Consider the following 20,906-nt stretch of genomic DNA (forward strand, 5'->3'; position numbering starts at 1 on the left):
GCGGGGGGCGGGTGGGGGGGGGGGGGGGGGCCCCCCCCGCGGGGCGGCCGCGGCCCCCCCCCCCGCCGCCCCCCGGGCCGTGGGTCAGCGGCCGTGTGCGTAGGGTGCCGTCATGCCTCCTCGGGCTTTCGTCGATTCCGCCGCCCGGGCGGCCGCGCTGGCGGCCAGGGCGAGAAGGAGGGCGATGACGCCGGTGATGACGTTGTTGACGATCGTCTTCGTGGTGCTGGCGTTGCCCGCCACCACCCACGGCGCGATGATCGTCCACACTCCCAGGGCGCAGGCTCCCCACGCCATGCTGTGCGTACGTTCGTAGGCTCGGCCGAAGCCCCCGCTCATCAGGAGGGCGTAGGCGAGGCCGACCAGGAGGTTGGTGACGGCGAGTGTGGACAGGCCGTTGAAACCGGTGATCCACGGTGACGCCGCCAGGTAGATGCCGGTCAGGAAGGCCAGCGTCCCGACGGCCTGCCCCTGCGGGGTGCTGGTCGCGCGCTCGGCCAGCTCTTGCCGCTGGCGCATTTCGAGGATGTCGGGGTGCGTCTCCATGGACGGCCGGGGAGAAGTGGTCATTGCCTTCACCTCGAGAACGAGTGATGGTTCCTCGGACCATTCCGGGTACCCATTCGGCGCAGTGGAATCGGGTCCGAAGGGACCGCGGCGACAGCCTCCCGCCGGCCGGGCCGTCTATTCTAGGTAGACCTACCTACCTACCTGGTTTGGACAGCGATGAGCGAGAGAGACGTGGGCACGCCGGGGAGCGGGAGGCGGCGTCCGGCGCGGGAGCGGTTGCTGGAGGCGGCTGCCCGCCGCTTCTACGCCGACGGGGTGGCGGCGACCGGCATCGACACGATCACCGCCGAGGCCGGGGTCGCGAAGATGAGCCTGTACAACAACTTCTCCTCCAAGGCCGACCTCGTCCGGGCCTACCTCGACGCCCGGCACCTGGAGTGGCTCGGCCTGTACCGGGCCCGGCTGGAGCACGCCCGGGGTCCGCGCGACCGGGCGCTGGCGGTCTTCGACGCGTACGCCGACCACGCGGCCTTCGCCTACGAGCACGGCTTCCGCGGCTGTGGCCTCCTCAACGCCGCCGCCGAACTGCCGGCCGGGGACGAGGGCCGGGCCGTGGTGCGCGCCCACAAGGAGGAGGTCGAGCGGCTGCTCGCCGGTCACCTGGAGGAACTGCTGCCCGGCCGCCCCGACGAGGCGCGTGCGACGGCCGAGCACCTCGCCTTCCTCCTGGAGGGCGCGACGGCCCGGGCCGGGCTGGAGGGTGACGGCGAACGCCTCCAGCACGCCCGCTCGCTCGCGGCGGCCCTGCTGGACCGGCTGTGAGGGGCGGTGACCGCGGCCGGTCCGCGGGCACGGGAGCCCTGTGCGTGCTGGCCGCCTCCCTGCTGTGGGGGACGACGGGCACGGCCGCCACCTTCGCCCCGGACGTGGGCCCGCTCGCCATCGGTGCCGTCGCCATGGGCCTGGGCGGGCTCCTCCAGGCCCTCGCCGCCGCACGGCAGATCAGCCGCCACGCCGCCCGGCTGCGTGACCGGCGCGGCACGGTACTGCTCGGCGCCGCCTCGGTGGCGGTGTATCCCCTGGCCTTCTACAGCTCCATGCGCCTGGCCGGCGTCGCGGTGGGCACTGTGGTGACGATCGGCGCCGCCCCGCTGGCCTCGGCCCTGATCGAGCGCGTCGTGGACGCCCGGCGGCTCACCCGCCGCTGGACGCTCGCGGCCGGCCTCGGCCTGCTCGGCACCGTCCTGCTGTGCACGGCCGAAGCCGCCCACGCCGCCGACGGCACGGGGCCGGGGTCCGTGGCCGGCACCCTGGCCGGCGTCGGTCTCGGACTCGTCGCCGCCGCGACCTACGCCCTGTACTCCTGGGCCGCACACCGTCTCATCACCGGTGGAACACCGTCCCGCGCGGCGATGGGCGGCGTCTTCGGACTGGGCGGCCTGCTCCTCCTGCCCGTCCTGGTGGTCACCGGCGCCCCGCTCATCGCTTCCTGGTCCGACGCGGCCGTCGGCGCCTACATGGCGCTGGTGCCCATGTTCGCCGGCTACGTGCTGTTCGGCCGGGGCCTCGCCCACGTGCCCGCCAGCACCGCCACCACCCTGTCCCTGCTCGAACCGGCCGTCGCCGCCGTACTCGCCGTCCTGGTCGTCGGCGAACGTCTTCCCGTCACCGGCTGGGCGGGCATCGCCCTCGTCATCGCCTGCCTCGCCGTCCTCACCATCCCCCGACGCCCGCGACGGCGGCTGCCGGACCCCGCGGTCCACAACGGCCGGACCGGCGTGACCGGACTGGCCGCCCGGACCGATTGAGGACGCCGGTCAGTCGCCCGGGACCGGCCCCGGCCGCGCCCGGTCCGGCGTCGGCGGAGGCGTGCTGAGCCGCTTCTCGAACCAGTGGTGGGCGTACGGCTCGTCGTTGAAGGCGGGGACCTCCTGGAAACCCTGGGAGTGGTACAGGCTGATCGCGGCGGTGAGCGCCTCGTTGGTGTCCAGGCGAAGCACGTCGCGGCCGTGCTGGACGGCCCGGGCCTCCAGTTCGGTCAGGAACCGGCGGCCGAGCCCGAGGCCGCGGGCGTGCGGAGCGACCCACATGCGTTTGATCTCGGCGGGTGCGCCGGACGGCAGCTTGAGACCGGCACAGCCGACCGGCTCGCCGCGCAGCCGGGCGATGAGGAACAGGCCGCGGGGCGGACGGAGTTCGCCGGCGTCGGGCAGCAGACTCCGCGCTGGGTCGAAGCCGGTCTCGAAGCGCTCCTGCAACTCGGTGAAGTAGGCACGAAGACAGCGCTCGGCGTCGGGGTGGTCCGGGGCGACGGTGTCAAGCGTGACCGTCGCGGCGGTCAGCAACCGGTCGACCTCGGCCATGGCCGCGACCAGCCGGGCGCGCTGGGCGTCGTTGAGCGGCTCCAGCAGGGAACCGGCCAGCTCGTCGCTGCGGCGGTCGAGCAGGGCGCGCTCGGCCCGGCCCGCTTCGGTGAGCCGGACCGTGCGCACCCGCCGGTCCTCCGGCTGCGGTTCCACGGTGACCAGACCGGCCGTCTCCAGGGAGCGCAGCAGCCGGCTGACGTAGCCGGAGTCGAGACCGAGACGCTCGCGCAGCCGGCGCACGTCCCGGCCCCGCTCACCGGTCTCCCACAGCAGCCGGGCCTCGCCGATCGGCCGGTCACGGCCCAGGTAGCGGTCGTGCAGTACCCCCACGCGTGCGGTCACGGTGCGGTTGAACCGCCGGACCTGCTCGATCTGCGTCTCCTCCATTCTCTGACTCTAGTCAGAGAATGGAGCGCGGCGCCAGCACGGAACCCCGGTCAGCGCGTGGCGAGGAGTTCCAGCGTGTCGATCACACGGTTGGAGAAGCCCCACTCGTTGTCGTACCAGGCGACCACCTTGACGTGGCGGCCGTCGACGCGGGTGAGGGCCGCGTCGAAGATCGACGAGGCGGGGTTGCCCGTGATGTCGGACGACACGAGCGGGTCCTCGGAGTACTCGAGGACACCGGCGAGCCGGCCCTGCGCGGCAGCACGGTACGCGTCCAGCACGTCCTCGCGGGTCACGTCACGGGCGACGGTGGTGTTGAGTTCGACGATCGAGCCGACCGGCACGGGCACGCGGATCGAGTCGCCCGACAGCTTGCCGTCCAGACCGGGCAGCACGAGGCCGATCGCCTTCGCGGCGCCCGTCGTGGTGGGCACGATGTTGACAGCGGCGGCACGGGCACGGCGGGCGTCGCGGTGCGGACCGTCCTGCAGATTCTGCTCCTGCGTGTAGGCGTGCACCGTGGTCATGAAGCCGTGCTCGATGCCGGCGAGCTCGTCCAGCACCGCGGCGAGCGGCGCCAGCGCGTTGGTCGTGCACGAGGCGTTCGAGACGACCGTGTGCGCGGCCGGGTCGTACGCCTCGGTGTTGACCCCGTACGCGAGCGTGACGTCGGCGCCGTCCGACGGCGCGCTGACGAGGACCTTCTTCGCTCCCGCCGCCAGGTGGGCGCGGGCGTCCCGGGCCGACGTGAAGCGGCCGGTCGCCTCCAGCACGAGGTCGACGCCGAGCTCGGCCCACGGCAGCCGCGCCGGCTCCCGCTCGGCGAGAACCGTGATGCGCCGGCCGTCGACGACAAGGGCGTTGCCGTCTACGGTCACCGGACGGCCGAGCCGTCCGGCCGTCGAGTCGTAGGCGAGGAGCCGGGCGAGGGTGACCGGCTCGGTGAGGTCGTTGACGGCGACGATCTCGAGGTCACTGCCGCGTTCCAGCATCGCGCGCAGCACATTGCGCCCGATGCGGCCGAATCCGTTGATGGCGATGCGAGTCATGTGAGGTGTCCCTTCGGTTCGTCACCAGCCTCGCGTGCCTGATCAGGCCGTGGCCCTGGCGTGAGCGCCATGGTTCGAAAGGATCGCGCCAGGGCGCCGGGCGGCGGGCTACTCGCCCCGGGTGAAGGTGCGCCGGTACTCGCTGGGAGTGGTGCCGAGGATGCGCTGGAAGTGCATCCGCAGATTCGCACCGGTGCCGAGACCGACGTCGCCCGCGATCTGCTCGACGCTGCGCTCCGAACGCTCGAGCAGCTCACGGGCCAGGTCGATACGGGCACGCATGACCCACTGCATCGGCGTGTACCCGGTGTCCTCGACGAAGCGCCGCGAGAACGTGCGCGGTGAGACCGCCGCGTGCTGGGCGAGGGCTTCGAGGCCGAGGGGCTCGCCGAGCCGGTGCAGGGCCCATTCGCGGGTCGCGGCGAACCGTTCACCCAGCGGTTCGGGCACACTGCGCGGCACGTACTGCGCCTGGCCGCCGCTGCGGTAGGGGGCGGCGACCAGGCGCCGGGCCGCGTGGTTCGACGCGGCCACCCCGAGGTCGCCGCGCAGGATGTGCAGGCACAGGTCGATGCCCGAGGCGGCGCCGGCCGACGTCAGCACACTGCCCTCGTCGACGAACAGGACGTTCTCGTCGACCCGGACGAGCGGATACCGCTGCGCGAGTGCCCGCGAGTAATGCCAGTGCGTCGTGGCGCGCCTGCCGTCGAGCAGGCCCGTGCGGGCGAGCGCGAAGGCGCCGGTCGAGATGGCGGCCAGCCGTGCGCCTCGGTCATGCGCGGCGATCAGCGCGTCGACGACGGCCTGCGGGGGGTCGTCGCGGTCCGGGAACCGGTAGCCGGGGACGAAGACGACGTCGGCCCATTCCAGTGTGTCGAGGCCGTGGGCGACGTGGTACGCCAGCCCGTCGCCCCCGGTGACCAGCCCGGACGCCGCGCCGCACACCCGCACCTCGTACGGCATGCTCGCCCGGGTCGTGAACACCTGCGCGGGAATGCCGACATCGAGCGGCTTCGCACCTTCGAGCACGAGGACGGCCACGCGACGCAGCGGGGAGGACGGCACGGGAGACAGGGTACGAGGGCCCGGCCGGTGTGCTGACCGGACGGGGGAAGAAGGCCGGGGCCGCGACCGTGGACCGGCTCATCCGCGGGGGCATCAGGTGCGCAGGGCCTCGGCTGCGTCCGGGGCGGCCGCCCTGGCGAGGAGTTCGGCCCGTCCGATGGCGTCGGCGCGCGTCGACGGCACCGTGCAGGCGTGGGCGCCGGCGACCGCGCCGTACCGCGCGCAGCGCTGCGGGTCCGCGCCGCCCAGCCAGCCGAGCAGGAAGCCGGAGGCGAAGGCGTCGCCCGCGCCGTTGGAGTCCACGACCGGAGCGGGGGGCGTGACGGCGGGTACGTGGGTGAGCTCGTCGTCGACGAGCAGGTGCGCGCCCTCGGCCCCGGCGGTGGCCACGACGATCCGGGCCCGTCCGCGCGCGGCGATGTCCCGCATGGTGCGCTCCGGGTCGGCCAGGGCGGTGGTGGACAGGAAGACCAGGTCCGCGGCGAGGGCGAAGGCCTCGTGGTAGGGGTTGACGCCGTCCCAGTTGTGCAGGTCCGTCGAGATGGTCACCTCGGACTCGCGCAGTACCGGCAGCGCGTACGCGCACGGGTGGGTGATCACCACGTGGGCGTGCCGGCTGGCGGCGGCCAGGGTGCGTACGGTGTCCTCGGGCAGCCGGTCGGATTCCTGGCTGCGGGTGTCGTCGTACAGGGACAGCCGCCGCCCGTCCGGGCCGACCAGGTTGACCGCGCGCTTGGTGCCCGCGGCGGAGGGCACCTCGGTGAGCGGGATGCCCCGGTCCCGGTGCAGCGCGCGCACCAGGTCGCCCTCGGGGTCGGCGCCGACCAGGTCGATGTGGTGGGTGCGCAGGCCCAGGGCGCTCACGCCGAGCGCGACGAAGTCCCCGCTCTGGCCGGCCCGGGTCACGATGCCCGGCCGGATCATGTAGCTGTCGGCGTAGGGGAGCGGCAGCTCCGGGACGTGGACGACGGTGTCCACCCCCGCGCCGCCCAGGACGAGGACATCGGTCTCGTGGGTCATGGCAGTCGGCCCGTTCCTCTCGCTTCGAGGTGGTGAGTCAAGCAGCCGTCCGCACGGCAGGCAAGAAGATGCTGAATCTTTCTGCAAATCTGCGCAAGCAGGTGTTCGGAGAGGAGCCGCCGGGGCGCGGTGGCCCACGACAGGGCGACGAGGAACGTCGTGCGGTGGCAGAGTGGCTGCATGTGCGGTCGATACGTGTCCACCCGTAGTCCGCAGGACCTGATCCGGCACTTCCACGTCAGCGACTGGCGTGCCGAGGAGCGGCTCGCGCCGAGCTGGAACGTCGCCCCGACCGATGACGTGTGGGCCGTTCTCGAGCGCGCACCGCGCGGTGGCGACGAGGCCGGTCCGGTGGGGCGGGAATTGCTGCCGCTGCGCTGGGGCCTGGTGCCGTCGTGGGCCGCGGACGCCGGGATCGGCGCGCGGCTGATCAACGCGCGGGTGGAGACCGTGCACGAGAAGCCGGCCTTCCGCCGCGCGTTCCTCAGGCACCGCTGTCTGCTGCCGGCGGACGGCTTCTACGAGTGGCAGCGGGCCAGGGACCCGGCCACGGGCCGGATCCGCAAGCAGCCGTACTTCATCCACCCCGAGGACGACCGGATCATGGCGCTCGCCGGGCTGTACGCGTACTGGCGCGACCCGGCGGTCGAGCGGGACGACGACCCCGCCGCCTGGCTGATGACGTGCACCATCATCACCACGGGGGCGACGGACGCGGCCGGGCGTGTCCACCCGCGCATGCCGCTCGCACTGGGCGAGGCCGACTACGACGCCTGGCTCGACTCCGGCAGCCAGGACCCCGACGAACTGCGCGCCCTGCTCACACAGCCCGCAGGGGGCCACCTTCACGCGCGCCCGGTATCCACGGCCGTCAACGACGTGCGCACCGACGGGCCCCAGCTCGTCGACGAGATCGACACGCCGCTGACGCTCGGGAGCTGAGGCGGCCGCTCAGTCCGTGCTGCGCAGCGCGACCCAGGTCGCGCGCCCCACGACGCCGTCCGCGTCCAGTCCCTTGTCGCTCTGGAATCCGCGCACCGCGGACTCGGTGCCGGCACCGAACTCGCCGTCGACGCCGTCCGTCACGTCATATCCCCGCTTCGTCAGCATGCACTGCACCTGCGACACGCGTTTCCCGCTGTCTCCCGCGCGGGTGCGTCCGTTGCCGTAGTAGAACGTGCAATCGGAGATCCAGGCCGGAGTCGAGGGTTCCGGACGGGGGCCGGCCGAGGAGGGGGCGGCCTCCGTGCCGGCCGGGGAACTCGGGTGGGCGGCGGAGGCGGAGGCGGAGGGACCGTTGGGCCTCGGTTCGCCGGCGGAGCCGGAGGCAGCGGGCCGCGGGGCACGTACGTCGCCGCCGGGCGCGCCGTCCGCGTCCTCGCCCGACGCCGCTGGGGAGGAGGTGGCGTCCGTGCCGTGGGAGGCCGGCCGGGAACCGCCCTGCCCGGGCAGGGCGCCGAACGCGGTGCTTGAACCGGTCCCGGGGGAGGAGCCGCTCGCGGCGGCGTCCTGGCGGGTGAGCAGGAATCCCCCCACCGCCACCGCCACCGCCACCGCGCAGAGCACCGCACCGACCGCGACGGCCAGCCGCGTCTTCCGCGCCCGCCCGTGGATTGCGACCGCGGCTGACCGCTCGCACGGAGCGACGGCCGACAGACCTTCGCCCGGCTCCTGCGGTTCTGCCGGACTCGGCGCAGCGGGCCGGAGCACCGGCGCCGCCGCGGCCGGTGGTGCCGCCGCCGGCCGCTCGTCCGTGGGCCGGGAACGGGCCGCTGCGCCGACAGGGAGGTCCCGCAGCGTCTCGTACGCCTCCTGCCGGGCCAGCAGCTCGCCCCGGAGCGGTTCGGGCCAGCCGTCCGTCGCTGCGTACGCTCCGGCCGCGTCGATCAGCTCCCGAGGGGTGGGCCGCCGCTCCGGTTCCTTGGCCAGACAACGGGACAGCAGGGAACCGAGCGCCGGATCCGCTCCCGCTATCGCGCTGAGCAGCTCCGGATCGGGCTCCTCGAACGCCACCCGGTGCATCACGTCCACGCCCGTGCCGTCACCGAACGGGGCGTGTCCCGTGGCCGCGTAGACCAGCGCCCCGGCCGTGGAGAACACGTCCGACGCCGTGTCGCACCGGCCCTCCCTCAGGTGTTCCGGCGACATGTAGGCCGGAGTTCCCACCCGGTTGCCCGTGCCGGTGATCGCGCTCGCGTCCGCGGCTTTGGAGATACCGAAGTCGATCACATGCACGCCCCGGAGGGACAGCAGCACGTTGGACGGTTTGAGGTCCCGGTGCACGATCCCGGCCGCGGAGAGATCGGCAAGCGCCTGTCCCAGCTGTGCCACCAGGCGCCACACCGCGGGCGTCTCCAGGGCACCGCCCCCACGCACGGCCTCCGCCAGGTCGAGGCCCGGGAGATATTCGGTCGCCATCCACAGCAGCTCGTCCTGGAAGCCCGTGCCGCATAACCTCGCGGTGTGCGGCGTACGGACCCGGGCGTGCACCGATGCCTCGCGCTCGAACCGGCGCCGGAACCTGGCGTCCTCGGCGTACTCCGGTCTGATCACCTTGACCGCGACCGGACCGGACCCGCCGGTCGCCGGGCGTGCCAGGTAGACCCGTCCCATGCCTCCGCTGCCGAGCAGGCCCAGCGGCGCATAGGGCCCGACGCGCCTCGGGTCGCCGGGCCCCAGGGGCGAGGCACCGGCCTGCCGCAGCGCGGCGGCCTGGTTCGCCGGCGATTCCGGTGGCACCGGCGGCTGTTCCGACAACGGACCCCCCGAAGTATTTTTCGACGTACGTCAGTTCGTTTCCAACAGGGGCGAGGTTAACGCAGCGGAGACGAACGTTCACGGCATCGGCGACTTCCGCCCGGGGGCCAGCTGACGGTACGGCGCTCCGGCCAGCGCCGTACCGGTGTTCGCACGGCCTCCTCGTCTTCGACGGCATGGGCGCCGGACGCGCCCGCGGCACCGAGGACCAGCTCACCGTCGGTGACCAGAACACCACCGGCCCACGGGACGAAGTCGCTGCCCCGGCGATCCGGCTGGTCATAGGCATGCCGCCATCGGCACGCCGCAGGACGATCACCTCTCTGCCTCGGAGGGCGGCGGCGCGGGCAGCGGCTGTTCGGCCCAGATGGTCTTGCCGGTGGAGGTCTGGCGGCTGCCCCAGCGCTCGCAGACATGGGCGACGAGCAGCAGACCGCGCCCGCCCTCGTCGAAGACGCGGGCGCGCCGCAGGTGCGGCGCGGTGCTGCTGCCGTCGGAGACCTCGCAGATCAGCGTCGAGTCGCGGATGAGCCGCAGGACGATGGGGCTGTCGCCGTACCGGACGGCGTTGGTGACCAGTTCGCTGACGACCAGTTCGGTGGTGAACGCCGTCTCCGTCAGCCCCCAGGCCGCCAGCTGTTCGCCCGCCATCTTGCGGGCACCGGCCACGGCCGCGGGATCCTGCGGCAGCTGCCAGGTGCGCACCTTCGTGGCGTCGAAGGCGGACGTCCGGGCCAGCATCAGGACGATGTCGTCGGCGGGACGGTCGGTCAGTACGGTGCCCAGCACCTCGTCACAGGTCTCGTCCAGCGGTCCCGGCGGGCCGCTCAGCGACCGGCGCAGCAGGCTGAGACCCACCTCGATGTCGTGGTCGGCGGCCTCGACCAGGCCGTCGGTGTACAAGGCCAGCAGGCTGCCCTCCTCCAGGTCCACCTCCGCGGCTTCGAACGGCAGGCCGCCGAGGCCGAGGGGCGGTCCGGCCGGCAGGTCCACGAATCCGACGCCGCCGCCGGGGGTGACCAGCGCGGGCGGCGGATGCCCGGCACGGGCCATGGTGCAGCGGTGGGAGACGGGGTCGTACACGGCGTACAGGCAGGTCGCCCCGACCTCCCCGGACGCGTCCTCCGCCCGGCCGCGTGCTTCCGGACCCTCCTCCCGGTCGAGCCTGATGACGAGGTCGTCGAGCTGGGTGAGCAGTTCGTCGGGGGCGAGGTCGACGTCCGCGAGGGTCCGTACGGCGGTCCTCAGGCGGCCCATCGTGGCCGAGGCGTGGATCCCGTGGCCCACCACGTCGCCCACGACCAGGGCGACCCGGGCGCCGGACAGCGGAATCACGTCGAACCAGTCACCGCCGACGTCCGCGCCGGAGCCGGCCGGCAGATAGCGGTAGGCCACTTCCATCGCCGTCAGACCCGGCGGTCGCTCGGGAAGGAGGCTGCGCTGGAGCGCCAGCGCCGTGCGGCGTTCCCGGGTGTACCGGCGGGCGTTGTCCACACTCACCGCGGCCCTGGCGGCGATCTCCTCCGCCAGCAGCAGGTCGTCCTCGCTGAAGGCCTCCGCCGTCCGGTGCCGCATGAGGTGCACCAGCCCCAGGGTCACCCCACGGGCGCGGAGCGGCACCATCATCAACGAGTGGATCTTGTACTTGGCCATCTTCTCGGCGCGAGGGGGAGAGGACCTGATCCACTCACGCAGTCCCGGATCCCCCGGCACGGGCCGGGTGCCCCGGCCGGCGACGAGTGCCCGCATCGGTGGCGTCCCCACCGGGTAGAACGTCGTGGCGCCCGAGGCCACCACCGACTCCGGGCAGCCCTCCAGGACGGACCGTTGCGCCGTGCGGCGTACGGTGACCGGCTCGTCCAGCGGCACCGGTTCCGGCTCGTCGCCGAGGGCGACGGACTCCAGCAGGTCCACGGTGACGAAGTCCGCGAACCCCGCCACGGCCACCTCGGCCAGTTCCTCCGCCGTCCGGATCACGTCGAGGGTGCTGCCGATGCGGAGGCTGGCGTCGTTGAGGACCGCCAGCCGGCGGCGGGCCCAGTACTGCTCCGTGGTGTCGAACACGGCCGCGGACATCCCCAGGACGGAGCCGCTCTCGTCCTTCAGCGGTGACAGAGAAATCGACCAGGCATGTCGTCGCGTCTCACCGGGAGCCGTGACGTGCGCCTCGTGGAAGATCATCTCCCCGGTGCGCAGGACGTCCCGCTGGAGGCGGTCGAACTCGTCGAACGGCGGCCTGGGCTCCAGCTCCCACAGGGTCAGCCCCCGCATGTCCTCCAGCGGCCTGCCCATCACCCGGTCCATGGCCTCGTTGGCGGACACCAACCGGGCCTCGCGGTCGTAGACGGCCACCGCTATGGGGAGCTGCGCCAGCGCCAGGTCCCACAGGGCCGCCGCCGGCCCGGCCGGGCCGGCCACTTCAACCGGCGCGCAACCGGTCACGAGCCAGAGCCGTTCGCGGCCCGCGTCCAGCATCGGGGTGCCCTGCAGCCGCACCACGACACGCCACCCGTCCCGGTGCCTGAGCGCGACCTCGCCGGCACACCGGCGCCCGTCGGCCACCTGACGCCGCGCGGCCTCGGGGAGGGCGGCGTCGAGCAGACCGGCGGCGGGTCGGCCCACGATCTCGCCGGGTTCGTATCCCAGCAGTCGCCGGGCTCCGGCGCTCCACACCATGACCGCCCCGTCGGCCTGGACCACGACCGCCAGGTCCTCTGGTACGTGCTCCTCCACCGTGCCTCCGGGTCCGCGGTCCCCGCACGGGGACGCCACGGACTTCCGGGTACCCCCTTTCGCCGTCCCGCCGCAGGGCCGGGTGGTACGCGGACTTCGCCGGGTACCCGGTGCCCGTCAGGCGGACAGGCGAAGGAGCGGTGCACATGGCGAGGACGACGGAGCCGCGAACGGAACACGAGGACCCGGCCGGACGTCTGCGCCGCGCGGCAGCGGACGTCTACGGCTGGGAGCGTCTTCTGCCGGAGCAGCTCACGGCCATGGAGTGGGTCCTGCGCGGCCACGACACCCTCGTCGTCATGCCGACCGGTTCCGGCAAGTCGGCCGTCTACCAGGTCCCGGCACTGCTGCTCTCCGGCCCCACCGTGGTCGTTTCTCCACTGATCGCCCTGCAGCGGGACCAGATCGCCGGCCTGCCCGAGGGCGACCGGGCACCCGGGGCCGTCGCGATCAACTCGGACCTGAGCGGTGCCGAGACCGAGGCCGCCTGGGACGCGGTACGCGAGGGCCGGGCCCGTTTCGTCTACCTGTCACCGGAGCAACTGGCCCGAGACGATGTCCTGGACCGGCTGGCCGAGGCGCGCCCGGACCTGTTCGTGGTGGACGAAGCCCAGTGCATTACCTCCTGGGGGCACGACTTCCGCCCCGACTACCTGCGCCTTGAGCAGGCCGCACAGCGGGTGGGCAGACCACCGGTCCTGGCCCTGACCGCGACCGCCGCCCCACCGGTGCGCCGGGAGATCACGGAGCGGCTCGGCATGCGCCGGCCCCGGCTGATGGTCACCGGTTTCGACCGGCCGAACATCAGGCTGGAGGTGCGCCGCTTCCTCGGGGAGAGCGAACGTCGGCGGGCTGTCGTCGAGCGGGCCGCCGCCGAACCCAAGCCGGGCATCGTCTACGCGGCGACCCGCAAGGACAGCGAGGACTACGCGGGCGAACTGGCCTCTCTCGGGCTGGCCGCCGAGGCCTACCACGCCGGACGGCGCGCCGCCGAACGCGCCCGCGTCCACGAGGCCTTCCTGGCCGGTGAGACCGACGTCATCGTGGCGACCTCGGCGTTCGGCATGGGCATCGACAAGGACGACGTGCGGTTCGTCGTCCACGCTTCGCTGCCCGGCTCCCTGGACGCCTACTACCAGGAGATAGGCCGCTGCGGCAGGGACGGGCGTCCCGCTCTCGCCGTGCTGCACTACCGGGCCGAGGACACCGGGATGCAGACGTACTTCGCGAGCCGGACCACGGGCGAAGAGGCCCTGTCCCAGGTGACCTGGGCCCTCCACGACCACCGCGCGGGCGCCGCCGGCCTGGACGAGCTGCACCACGACACGGGTCTGTCCAGGAAACGGGTCACCGCGGCGGTCAACCTCCTGGAGGAGGCCGGTGCCGTCGCCGCGGCGGAGAGCGGCGGGGTGCGCCCCACCGAAGGCGTGTCACCCGCCCGGGCGGTACAGCGGGCGGAGGGGGCGGCCGAGGCCCACCGCCGCACCGAACGATCACGGGTGGACATGGCACGGGCGTACGCCGAGACGACCGGCTGCCGACGGCACTTCCTGCTCGGTTACTTCGGAGAAGCCTACGAAGCCCCGTGCGGGAACTGTGACACCTGCGAGAAGGCGGCCGGCCGGCCGGACCACGACGCCGCAGACACCGAGCGGTTCGCGCACCCTCCCGCCCGCTACCCGACCGGAACCGAGGTCCGGCACGAGCAGTGGGGCGACGGCACGGTCCTGAGCGGGGAACCGGACCGCATCAGCGTACTGTTCGACCGGGTCGGGTACCGGACCCTCTCCCTTCAAGCCCTGGCTCAGCGCCATGACCTGCTCACGGTGCTGCGCCGCCCCGGTGAGGACCGGCCGGCCCCCTGACGGCCGTCAGCCGGCCCGCATCATCACCCACGAGGAGGACGCCGATGTGCCGCCTGTTCGGCCTGAGCAGCGCACCACAGCGTACGCACGCCACCTTCTGGCTACTGGACGCCCCCGACAGCCTCGACGACCAGAGCCACCGCGACCCCGACGGCACCGGCCTGGGCTACTTCACCGCCGACGGCTCCCCGCACGTCGACAAGGCCCCGATCGCCGCCTACCGCGACCGCGCCTTCGCCCAGGACGCCCGGCAGGTCGCGTCGGAGACCTTCCTCGCCCATCTGCGCTTCGCCTCCACCGGCAGCCTGGACGCCCGTAACACCCATCCCTTCGAGCAGGACGGGCGGCTGTTCGCGCACAACGGGGTCATCGAGGGCCTCGACGCCCTCGACGCCCACCTGGGAGAGGACCGGTCACTGGTCAGGGGCGACACGGACTCCGAGCGGTTCTTCGCCCTGATCACCCGGGAGACCCGTGAATCCGGCGGCGACGTCACCGCCGGCATCGAACGCGCTGCCCGCTGGGTCGCCCGCAACCTGCCCGTCTTCGCCCTCAACCTGATCCTCATCACCTCCGACCAGCTGTGGGCACTGCGCTACCCGGACACCCACGAGCTGTACGTTCTCGAGCGTGCGGCGGGCGGCCAGCACGGCGGCAGGCACCTGGACCACAGCGGCAGCCACGGCCGGATACGCGTCCACTCCGCCCACCTCGCCGGCCACCCCGCCGTCGTCGTGGCCAGCGAGCGCATGGACGACAACCCGCACTGGCGTCAGCTGGCACCCGGTGCGCTCCTCCACGTCGGCCCCGACCTGCGCACCACCCACCGGATCCTGCTCCCCGACCCTCCGGCACACCGGCTCACGCTCGACGACCTGCGCCCCGACGCCGCCGCCTCCCAGCAAGCCGCGTAGCCGTCGCCCCCTCACCGGCCGGGCCGGTTCCCGGCCGGGCCGGCGGGTACTCACGGCGCCATGGGATCTCCGGGCTCCGTAGTGCTGCTGTTGTTGTTCGTGGTCAGTGCGGCCGTCATCTGGTACGCGGGGATCAAACTCTCCGACACCACCGACGTACTCGCCCAACGGCTGCACCTGGGCAGTGCGCTGGGTGGGCTCATCCTGCTGGCGGCGTCATCGCGGTGGTCCTCTACCTCATCGGCGTCGCCGGACTGGCCACGATCGCCACCCGACCGCGAAACGGCTCACCGGCGCCGCCGCGGTCCGGCGCACCGGCCGGGAGCACGTGCCTCTCCCTTCTATCTCCAACCTGTGTTGTTCCTAGAATGGCCGGATGGAGGACATGGCAGACATCGACGCGATCGCGGCCTTGCAGGACCCGGTACGGCGCCGCTTGTACGAGTACGTGGCGGCGCAGGGCCGCGAGGTCGGCCGCAACGAGGCCGCCGAGGCGGCCGGGGTGGCGCGTACGCTCGCCGCGCACCACCTCGACAGGCTGACCGAGGCCGGGCTGCTGGAAAGCGGCAGCCGCCGCCTGACGGGCCGTTCGGGGCCGGGGGCCGGCCGGCCCGCCAAGGTGTACACCCGCGCGCGGGCCGAGCGGGCGGTGTCGCTCCCCGCCCGTGACTACCGCACCGCCGCCGAGCTGCTCGCCGAGGCGGCCGAACAGGCCGGCCTCGACGCCGGACTCTGCGCGGCCGCGCGCCGCCGGGGTGAGACCCTGCGCGGTCCGGCGGCGCCCTGCGGCGGTCTCGACGAGGCCGTGGAGATGCTGGCCGCCCGCGGCTACGAACCGTATGTGGCAGGCGCCGAGGGGGTGCCGGGAAAGCCCGAGGCGGCCGGCCGTGTCGTCCGGCTGCGCAACTGCCCCTTCCATGCCGTCGCCGAACGCTTCCCGCCGCTCGTCTGCGGCATGAACCTCGCGCTGCTGGAGGGGCTGATCGGCACGGACGGTCCCGTCCGCGCCCGTATGGACGCCCGGCCGGGGGAGTGCTGCGTCGTGGTCGAGAGTTCTAAAAACAATTTTGATTGACATAGAAAGACGGGCCGTGCTGGGATGAGGCCATGACCGCATCCGCGCCCGCCGCCCACCTCGCCCAGCTCAACGTCGCCGCGCTCCGTCACCCCCTCGACGACCCCCGCACGGCAGCGTTCGTCGAGATGCTCGACCCGGTCAACGCCGCCGCCGACGGTGCGCCCGGCTTCGTGTGGCGCCTGGTGGAGGAGGGGGCGGCCGACGCCACCGGTCTGCGCCCGGCGGGCGAGGACGTCATCGTCAACCTGTCGGTGTGGGAGAGCCAGGAGGCCCTGTGGGACTTCACCTACCGCAGCGGGCACCTGGAGGTGATGCGACGGCGCCGTGAATGGTTCGAGCGGCACGTCGAGGCGCATCTGGTGCTCTGGTGGGTCCCGGCGGGTCATCTCCCCACCGTCGGCGAGGCCTTGGAGCGGCTCGCGGACCTGCGGGCGCACGGGCCGTCCCCGCGCGCGTTCACCTTCGCCTCCTCGTACACCGCGGCCGAGGCCGCCCGGCACCTTCCGGCCGTACCTCCGGCGGTGTAGGGACGATCGCTCACCGGCCACCGGCGCGTGTGGCTCTGGCGGCTGGTGCCGGCGGTACTCGTGCCCTGTCCCTGTCCTGCCCGCACCGCCTCAGGGGGAGTTCGGCGCGGTGATGCCGGGCCGTGCGCCCGCGCCCGTCACGGCATTGCGGGCGTGTCCCCCCGGAGTGTCCTCTCCAGCCAGTCCGCCCAGCGCAGGAGGGAGCCGGCGCAGGCGTCCGTCGCGGGGACCAGCCGGGTGCGGGGGCCGACGACCTGGAGCGCGGCGACGACTTCGCCGCGGAAGTCCCGGACCGGTGCGGCCACCGAGTACAGGCCCGGCTCGGCCTCCTCGTCCACGATCGAGTACCCGCGCGCGCGGGTCGCGGCGAGCCTGCGCCGGAAATCGTCGAGGTCTACCGGCGTGTTGGGGCCGTGCCGCAGGAACTCGGTGCGGGCGAAGACCGCGGCGATCTCCTCGTCGTCGGCGTCGACCAGCAGGGCCTGCCCGCAGTCGCTGCAGTAGGCCGGGTACGGGCGGCCGATCCACGAACCGACCTGCTTGCTGTCCCGGGGCACCCGTTCGGCGATGGTCACGGTCGTGTCGCCCGCGAGCACCCCGAGATAGCAGCTCTCGCCGGTCTCGCCGACCATCCCCTCCAGCGCGGTGTGTCCGTCCGTGCGCAGCCGGTGCCCGGTGACGTCGAGCGCGTCGGCGTAGAGCCGCCAGTGCAGGGAGACCGCGCGCGGCTCGCGCACGGCGAATTCCTGCCGGGCCATGGCGTCGAGGCTGCGGGACAGCTGGCTGCGGTCACGGTCCATCTCCCGGGCCAGGTCGGTGACCGAGGTGCCGGGCAGTCCCTCCGCCGCCCGGCGCGCCAGCGTCTCCAGGATGTCCAGTCCTCTGCCCATGCTCGACGGTTCCATGGCTCCCTCGGACGCCCTGCGGGCCGCACGCACGGTGCGGCGTCTCCTCTGTTCGGCTGCCGCGAGCACTCTACTGGGCCACTCGGTCAGTTAAATCGTGCGCTATTTGCATCTTGTCATGCAGTTGATGCACTCCTAGCATCTGACGCACCCCCTCCGCCCGGTGTCTCTGGCATCGGCGGTCACCAAGAGCTGCCCCTTCCGGGGTGTCCGAGAAGGGATCACAGCACGCATGACCTCGACGATGACGACCACGCAGCGCACCGAAGTCCAGATCCGCCGCCGGTCGGTGCGGGCACTGAAGGTGTACTGGCCGGTCTCCCGCCAGACGCTGGCCCTCGCGGCGGCGGGGGACGTCGAGGTGCTGCGCAGGGAGGAATCCCTGGCCGGCCTGCTCCGCGTCGTGGAGACGTCACCGTGCCTCGGTGACTTCGGCATGTACACCGATGTCTTCGAAGTCGGCATCGGTGCCGAGGGCTTCACCACGGGGCGCGGAGCCGCTCCCACCCTCGGGGCGGTCGGCGAGCAGACCCTCTCCCCGACGCTGACCGTCACCACCTACATCGACGCCTCGGTCCCGGAGGACGAGCTGTCGCACGCCCTGTCCCGGATCGTGGCCGCCCACCCGTGGGAGGTCCCGGTCGTCGAACTCTCCGCCCCCGTCGAACTCGTCACCCGCGGCTGACCCCCGGCCGCACGACGCCAGTCGAACCGTGCCCGCCACCCCAGGGCACGCCCCCCACAGAAGAGTTGGCATCACCCCCCGCCATGCACCGCTCCCCACCCCAGCTCCCCGTGAGGACACGCCATGTCCATCTCCGCCACACCGGACAACTCTCCGAGCACCGAAAGACCGCCCCACCCCGTCCCCGACCCTCCGAACGGCGAGCTGCGCCGCTCGATGGGCACCCGTCACCTCGTCATGATCGCGATGGGAGGCGTCATCGGCTCCGGGCTGTTCCTCAGCTCCGGTTACACCATCTCGCAGGCCGGCCCGCTGGGCGCCGTCCTCTCCTACCTGGTCGGCGCGTTCGTCGTCTACCTGGTCATGACCTGCCTGGGTGAACTCGCCGTCGCCTATCCCGTCTCCGGCGCGTTCCACATCTACGCGGCCCGGTCCATCAACCCCGCCACCGGCTTCACCACCGCCTGGCTGTACTGGCTGACCTGGGCCGTCGCGCTGGGCTCGGAGTTCACCGCGTGCGGGCTGCTCATGCAGCGCTGGTTCCCCGGCGTGAGCGTCTGGATCTGGTGCGTGGTCTTCGCCGCGGTGGTCTTCACCGTCAACGCCATCTCCGCCCGGGTCTTCGGCGAGACCGAGTACTGGTTCTCCCTCATCAAGGTCATCGCCGTGCTCGCGCTCATCGTCCTCGGTGGCGCGGCCGTCGCCGGGTTCCGTCCGCTGGCGGACAGCCACCACGCGTTCCCGACCCTGTTCCAGAACTTCCACACCGCGGACGGCCTGTTCCCGCACGGCATGTCGGGAATCCTGGTCACCGTGCTCGCCGCGTTCTACGCGTTCTCCGGCTCCGAGCTCATCGGTGTCGCCGCCGGCGAGACGGACGATCCGACCAGTGCGGTCCCCAAGGCTCTGCGCGTGACGGTCTTCCGGCTGCTCGTCTTCTTCGTCGGCTCGATCACGGTCATCGCCGCGATGATTCCGTACCACAAGGTCGGCCTCGACGAGAGCCCGTTCGTCACCGTCTTCTCCGCCATCGGCATCCCCTATGCCGCGGACATCATGAACTTCGTGATCATCACGGCGCTGCTGTCCGCGGGGAACAGCGGCCTGTACTCCTGCGCCCGCATGCTGTTCTCCCTCGCCGACGAGGGGCACGCCCCCAAGGCCCTGCGCCGCCTGAACAAGCGGCAGATCCCGATGACCGCGCTCGTGGTGAGCATGCTCGGCGGGCTGGCCTCTCTGCTCAGCAGCGTGGTCGCGGCCCAGACGGTCTACCTGGTGCTGGTGTCGATCGCCGGCTTCGCCGCCGTGGCGGTGTGGATGTCCATCGCCGCCTCGCAGTTCTTCCACCGCCGGGCCTTCCTGCGCGACGGCGGGGACGTCGGCTCGCTCGCCTACCGGACGCCGTTCTACCCCGTGGTGCCCGTCGCGGCCTTCGCGCTCTGCCTGATCTCGCTGGTGGGGGTCGCCATGGACCCCACCCAGGTCGCCGCCCTGTACTTCGGCATCCCGTTCGTCGCGGCCTGCTACCTCTACTTCTTCCTGCGACGCCGTTTCCGGACGGAGACGACCCGATGAGGCCCACCTGCCTCCTGCTCGACCTGGACGGCACCCTGGTCGACTCCGCCCCGGGCGTCACCGCCGCCGCCACCGCCGCCCTGCGCGCCGTCGGCGCCGCCGTCCCCGACGAGCACACGCTGCGGTCCTTCGTCGGCCCGCCGATGTACGAGTCCTTCCGGCAGGTGGCCGGCCTGGACGAGGCGAGGGCCCTCCTGGCCCTGCGGGTCTACCGGACCCACTACGCCGAGCACGGGCTGCCGGACAGCGCACTGTTCCCCGGGATCCCCGAGACGCTCGACGCGCCGGCGGCGGCCGGCCTGCCGATGGCGGTCGCGACGTCCAAGGCCGAGGACCAGGCCCTGCGGCTCGTACGGCACTACGGCCTGGACACCCGCCTCGAGACGGTGCGCGGGGTGTGCGACCGGGACGGGCGCACCACCAAGCCACTGGTCATCCGCGCCTGCCTGGACCGGCTGCGGCAGCCGGGTGTCGACACCTCCCGGCCGCTCATGGCCGGTGACCGGTCCTACGACGTGACCAGCGCCGCCGCCGAAGGAGTGCCCGCCGTCCACGTGCTGTGGGGATACGGCGGTCCGTCGGAGTCGGAGGGCGCCGTCGCGGCGGTCACCGAGCCCGCCGGCCTCGTCGAACTGCTCTCCGCCGCCACTACCGCACGAGTCGACTGACAGGAGCAACGAATCCATGATTCACAGCAGCGAACCCGGCCTGTGGCCCGCGTTCCGGGAACTGACCGCGAAGACGGCCCACGTCGACCTCACCCACGCGTTCCACCCGGGACAGCCGCACTTCCCCGCGTTCCCCGACGAGCGGCGCGACATGGTCTTCGACATGACACGCGGCGACGGATTCAACGTCCACCAGTACACGATCGTCGGGCAGTGGGGAACGCACGTCGACCCGCCCGTGCACTTCGTGGCCGGGGCGCGGACCCTCGACCGGATCCCGGTCGAGGAGATGATCCTGCCGCTGGTGGTGCTCGACATCACCGCGCGCGTCGAGGCCGATCCGGACGCCACCCCCACGACGGCGGATGTGGCGGCCTGGGAGGAACGCAACGGGAGCATCCCGGCAGGGGCGTTCGTGGCCCTGCGGACCGGTTGGGGCCGGCACTGGCCCGACCGGGAGGCGATGGCCAACAAGGACGCGGCCGGCGTCAGCCATGCCCCGGGCTGGTCGGCCGAGGTGCTGCACCACCTGTTCGAGCAGGCACAGGTCACCGCGATAGGACACGAGCAGACCGACACCGACCCCGGTCTCGCCACCTCCGCGGGGGACTTCGGCCTCGAACGGTACGTCCTGGAGCGGGACCGCTGGCAGATCGAGCTGATGGCCAACCTCGACCAGGTCCCCGAGGCCGGCGCGCTGATCGTGGCGACCTGGCCCAAGCCCCAGGGCGGATCGGGCTTCCCCGCCCGGGTCTTCGCCCTGTGCCCCACCAGCTGAACCCCGCGAGAACCCCGACGGACG

General features: G+C 72.8%; 19 protein-coding genes. 11 read left to right on the forward strand and 8 right to left on the reverse strand.

From position 1 onward, the window contains the following. Positions 1–84: 84 nt before the first annotated feature. Positions 85–570: an SPW repeat protein gene (locus ABZX30_RS16295; RefSeq protein ID WP_355933972.1), complete on the reverse strand. Its 486-nt coding sequence runs from the start codon at positions 568–570 to the stop codon at positions 85–87. A gap of 156 nt (positions 571–726) precedes the next feature. Between ABZX30_RS16295 and ABZX30_RS16300 the strand changes: the two genes are divergently transcribed. Both ABZX30_RS16300 and ABZX30_RS16305 read left to right on the forward strand, forming a co-directional pair. Further along, positions 727–1,332 carry a TetR/AcrR family transcriptional regulator gene (locus ABZX30_RS16300; RefSeq protein WP_355933974.1) on the forward strand — a complete coding sequence of 202 codons (606 nt, stop codon included), beginning with the start codon at positions 727–729 and terminating at the stop codon, positions 1,330–1,332. A gap of 44 nt (positions 1,333–1,376) precedes the next feature. Beyond that, on the forward strand, positions 1,377–2,318 hold the full coding sequence (locus tag ABZX30_RS16305) for a DMT family transporter (RefSeq protein WP_355933976.1): 942 nt from the start codon (positions 1,377–1,379) through the stop codon (positions 2,316–2,318). A gap of 9 nt (positions 2,319–2,327) precedes the next feature. Here the strand turns inward: ABZX30_RS16305 and ABZX30_RS16310 are convergent, their stop codons facing one another. The 4 genes from ABZX30_RS16310 to ABZX30_RS16325 all read right to left on the reverse strand — a co-directional run bounded on the left by ABZX30_RS16310 (position 2,328) and on the right by ABZX30_RS16325 (position 6,397). Further along, a complete protein-coding gene (locus ABZX30_RS16310; protein WP_355933978.1) occupies positions 2,328–3,263 on the reverse strand; it encodes a helix-turn-helix domain-containing GNAT family N-acetyltransferase in 936 nt (311 codons plus the stop codon). A gap of 50 nt (positions 3,264–3,313) precedes the next feature. Continuing rightward, positions 3,314–4,312, reverse strand: a complete 999-nt coding sequence (gap, locus tag ABZX30_RS16315; RefSeq protein ID WP_355933979.1) for a type I glyceraldehyde-3-phosphate dehydrogenase — start codon at positions 4,310–4,312, stop codon at positions 3,314–3,316. Between the two features lie 108 nt (positions 4,313–4,420). Continuing rightward, positions 4,421–5,377, reverse strand: coding sequence for a helix-turn-helix domain-containing protein (locus tag ABZX30_RS16320; protein ID WP_355933981.1), 957 nt, complete (start codon positions 5,375–5,377; stop codon positions 4,421–4,423). Between the two features lie 93 nt (positions 5,378–5,470). Next, entirely contained in the window at positions 5,471–6,397 is a 927-nt protein-coding gene (locus ABZX30_RS16325) for an adenosine kinase (protein WP_355933983.1), read from the reverse strand. A 180-nt stretch (positions 6,398–6,577) separates the two neighbouring features. Between ABZX30_RS16325 and ABZX30_RS16330 the strand changes: the two genes are divergently transcribed. Beyond that, positions 6,578–7,339: an SOS response-associated peptidase gene (locus ABZX30_RS16330; RefSeq protein WP_355933984.1), complete on the forward strand. Its 762-nt coding sequence runs from the start codon at positions 6,578–6,580 to the stop codon at positions 7,337–7,339. 9 nt (positions 7,340–7,348) lie between these two features. Here ABZX30_RS16330 and ABZX30_RS16335 read toward each other — a convergent pair whose 3' ends face one another. After that, complete coding sequence (locus ABZX30_RS16335) at positions 7,349–9,136, reverse strand: serine/threonine-protein kinase (protein WP_355933985.1); 1,788 nt, start codon at positions 9,134–9,136, stop codon at positions 7,349–7,351. 333 nt (positions 9,137–9,469) lie between these two features. Further along, on the reverse strand, positions 9,470–11,887 hold the full coding sequence (locus ABZX30_RS16340) for a SpoIIE family protein phosphatase (protein WP_355933987.1): 2,418 nt from the start codon (positions 11,885–11,887) through the stop codon (positions 9,470–9,472). A gap of 146 nt (positions 11,888–12,033) precedes the next feature. On the opposite strand from ABZX30_RS16340, the gene ABZX30_RS16345 reads away from it, so the two are divergent. The 4 genes from ABZX30_RS16345 to ABZX30_RS16360 all read left to right on the forward strand — a co-directional run bounded on the left by ABZX30_RS16345 (position 12,034) and on the right by ABZX30_RS16360 (position 16,271). After that, positions 12,034–13,752, forward strand: coding sequence for a RecQ family ATP-dependent DNA helicase (locus ABZX30_RS16345; protein ID WP_355933988.1), 1,719 nt, complete (start codon positions 12,034–12,036; stop codon positions 13,750–13,752). Positions 13,753–13,796: 44 nt separating this feature from the next. After that, complete coding sequence (locus ABZX30_RS16350) at positions 13,797–14,666, forward strand: class II glutamine amidotransferase (protein ID WP_355933990.1); 870 nt, start codon at positions 13,797–13,799, stop codon at positions 14,664–14,666. A 385-nt stretch (positions 14,667–15,051) separates the two neighbouring features. Then, positions 15,052–15,741 (forward strand): helix-turn-helix domain-containing protein, encoded by a 690-nt coding sequence (locus tag ABZX30_RS16355; protein WP_355934089.1) that lies wholly within the window; start codon positions 15,052–15,054, stop codon positions 15,739–15,741. Between the two features lie 32 nt (positions 15,742–15,773). Then, a complete protein-coding gene (locus tag ABZX30_RS16360; RefSeq protein WP_355933991.1) occupies positions 15,774–16,271 on the forward strand; it encodes a DUF3291 domain-containing protein in 498 nt (165 codons plus the stop codon). A 137-nt stretch (positions 16,272–16,408) separates the two neighbouring features. On the opposite strand, the gene ABZX30_RS16365 is transcribed toward ABZX30_RS16360, so the two are convergent. Beyond that, positions 16,409–17,176 carry an IclR family transcriptional regulator gene (locus ABZX30_RS16365; RefSeq protein ID WP_355933993.1) on the reverse strand — a complete coding sequence of 256 codons (768 nt, stop codon included), beginning with the start codon at positions 17,174–17,176 and terminating at the stop codon, positions 16,409–16,411. A 232-nt stretch (positions 17,177–17,408) separates the two neighbouring features. Here ABZX30_RS16365 and ABZX30_RS16370 point away from each other — a divergent pair, with 232 nt between their 5' ends. From ABZX30_RS16370 to ABZX30_RS16385, 4 genes are all read left to right on the forward strand, one after another. Continuing rightward, complete coding sequence (locus ABZX30_RS16370) at positions 17,409–17,861, forward strand: hypothetical protein (RefSeq protein ID WP_355933994.1); 453 nt, start codon at positions 17,409–17,411, stop codon at positions 17,859–17,861. 123 nt (positions 17,862–17,984) lie between these two features. Further along, positions 17,985–19,436: an amino acid permease gene (locus ABZX30_RS16375; protein WP_355933996.1), complete on the forward strand. Its 1,452-nt coding sequence runs from the start codon at positions 17,985–17,987 to the stop codon at positions 19,434–19,436. Beyond that, complete coding sequence (locus tag ABZX30_RS16380; protein WP_355933997.1) at positions 19,433–20,104, forward strand: HAD hydrolase-like protein; 672 nt, start codon at positions 19,433–19,435, stop codon at positions 20,102–20,104. Before ABZX30_RS16375 ends, ABZX30_RS16380 begins: the two co-directional genes overlap by 4 nt. Before the next feature lie 16 nt (positions 20,105–20,120). Next, the gene (locus ABZX30_RS16385) at positions 20,121–20,882 is read left to right on the forward strand and encodes a cyclase family protein (protein ID WP_355933998.1); all 762 of its coding nucleotides are present in this window, start codon (positions 20,121–20,123) and stop codon (positions 20,880–20,882) included. Positions 20,883–20,906: the final 24 nt, after the last annotated feature.

The organism is Streptomyces sp. NPDC004542, assembly GCF_040610035.1.
GTDB lineage: Bacteria > Actinomycetota > Actinomycetes > Streptomycetales > Streptomycetaceae > Streptomyces.

Coding starts and splice junctions, on each gene's coding strand:
- ABZX30_RS16295 (WP_355933972.1), bottom strand. CDS start 570: ATGACCACTTCTCCCCGGCCGTCCATGGAGACGCACCCCGACATCCTC.
- ABZX30_RS16300 (WP_355933974.1), top strand. CDS start 727: ATGAGCGAGAGAGACGTGGGCACGCCGGGGAGCGGGAGGCGGCGTCCG.
- ABZX30_RS16310 (WP_355933978.1), bottom strand. CDS start 3,263: ATGGAGGAGACGCAGATCGAGCAGGTCCGGCGGTTCAACCGCACCGTG.
- gap (WP_355933979.1), bottom strand. CDS start 4,312: ATGACTCGCATCGCCATCAACGGATTCGGCCGCATCGGGCGCAATGTG.
- ABZX30_RS16325 (WP_355933983.1), bottom strand. CDS start 6,397: ATGACCCACGAGACCGATGTCCTCGTCCTGGGCGGCGCGGGGGTGGAC.
- ABZX30_RS16330 (WP_355933984.1), top strand. CDS start 6,578: ATGTGCGGTCGATACGTGTCCACCCGTAGTCCGCAGGACCTGATCCGG.
- ABZX30_RS16345 (WP_355933988.1), top strand. CDS start 12,034: ATGGCGAGGACGACGGAGCCGCGAACGGAACACGAGGACCCGGCCGGA.
- ABZX30_RS16350 (WP_355933990.1), top strand. CDS start 13,797: ATGTGCCGCCTGTTCGGCCTGAGCAGCGCACCACAGCGTACGCACGCC.
- ABZX30_RS16355 (WP_355934089.1), top strand. CDS start 15,052: ATGGCAGACATCGACGCGATCGCGGCCTTGCAGGACCCGGTACGGCGC.
- ABZX30_RS16360 (WP_355933991.1), top strand. CDS start 15,774: ATGACCGCATCCGCGCCCGCCGCCCACCTCGCCCAGCTCAACGTCGCC.
- ABZX30_RS16365 (WP_355933993.1), bottom strand. CDS start 17,176: ATGGAACCGTCGAGCATGGGCAGAGGACTGGACATCCTGGAGACGCTG.
- ABZX30_RS16370 (WP_355933994.1), top strand. CDS start 17,409: ATGACCTCGACGATGACGACCACGCAGCGCACCGAAGTCCAGATCCGC.
- ABZX30_RS16375 (WP_355933996.1), top strand. CDS start 17,985: ATGTCCATCTCCGCCACACCGGACAACTCTCCGAGCACCGAAAGACCG.
- ABZX30_RS16380 (WP_355933997.1), top strand. CDS start 19,433: ATGAGGCCCACCTGCCTCCTGCTCGACCTGGACGGCACCCTGGTCGAC.
- ABZX30_RS16385 (WP_355933998.1), top strand. CDS start 20,121: ATGATTCACAGCAGCGAACCCGGCCTGTGGCCCGCGTTCCGGGAACTG.